1 protein-coding gene is annotated in these 1,278 nt (G+C 33.3%); it reads right to left on the bottom strand.

The window, feature by feature from the left end; all coding sequences use genetic code 11:
- Positions 1 to 1,064 precede the first annotated feature (1,064 nt).
- Positions 1,065 to 1,278 (bottom strand): hypothetical protein (locus tag BLP44_RS23085; RefSeq protein ID WP_211516901.1); only part of this gene is annotated, 214 nt, incomplete at its 5' end.

Below are 1,278 nucleotides of genomic sequence, written 5' to 3'. Positions count from 1 at the left end.
CGCAGATGGTACTGCAGTCATGTGGGAGAGTATGTCGTCGCCTTTCTTTTGTAAAACCCCGTTTCTAAACGAAACGGGGTTTTCTGTTTTATGGCGCTTTTGGAAAAGTTTTATCTCCTATTGGTAAGTCTGAGGGGTTCTAATGAGATGGAGGGAGATTCTTTTCTTTTTGTGTTTTCTTTTATAATGACAAGCAAAAGTCTTGATTCTAAGTAGAAGTTGTTATTATGCTGATAATATTTGTAGGTGTTATGTTAGATGGTTGAGCACTACCTTTTATGAGGTTAGATTATTTTTATAGTTGAGATTATTGGTAATCTATAGAATAAAAATTAGGTAGTTGTTTTTTATGAATAGGAAATCTTAAGCGTAGTTTCTTTATGGTTTAAATGGTAGGAAGAGGAAAGGTGTGAATATTTTTTTTCGTTTGAGTCCTTTGGCTTTGAAGTAGGATTGTTATTATTTTTAATTTTCTGAATGGCTTTAAAAGCCATTCGCTTCGAATAGCTAAAACTTCTGAGTTGTCCTGAAAAAGCCCGGCTCGATTATTAGTATAAAAATTAGTTAAATCTGAATAGAATTACTTTTGGTTCCCTTTTTTTAAAAGTTGATTTGGTTTTGCAAATGAACTTGATTTGGAGTTAGTATATTTATTGATAAATGAACTCTGATTTGGTTATAGAATAAAACAGATTCAAGAACTTGTTTTTTAGGCTTTCAAATCTTCAAAGATTTCAGATAATCCAAATTCTTCTTTAAAAATACCATTTGCCTTTTTGAAACTGTATTTCATTATGGATCATAGTTTTGGGTCATATTTGCGAATCTTGTTTTAGACAAATATTCAGTGTGTTCTTTGTTGTAATACTTAAAATCTCCATCTGAATGATGCATAAGATTCCGTAGAAGCGATTAAATATCAGATAAAATAACCTGCAATTTTGTGAATATGTATCTGTTGTTAAATGTGGCTAATATGTTTCTAATTTGATAGCGACTACGAAGATTATCTTTACAAAATAATCTGTGTTCAAATTACTCCCGAAGCTTCGGGACTATCGGGGCTATAGATTGGTTTTCGGGGGAAGATTTTTGCAGAGTTTTGCGCCTTTGCGGCTCTGAGAGATTAAAAACGGGCAGTTAGGAGATGTCTTAGATTCTGTCTTCTTTTCGGAAAACCTCTCCAAAGGCTGAAGATCCATTAAAATCGGATATCGGAAAACGCGATAAAATGAGAAAATGCCAGCCGAATCAGGAAAAACCTTACGCTCGGTGAAA

This window comes from Flavobacterium anhuiense, from assembly GCF_900101855.1.
Classification (GTDB): domain Bacteria; phylum Bacteroidota; class Bacteroidia; order Flavobacteriales; family Flavobacteriaceae; genus Flavobacterium; species Flavobacterium anhuiense.
The sequence above is the reverse complement of the archived record's forward strand: the minus strand, read 5'-3'. Positions and strand labels throughout refer to the sequence as shown.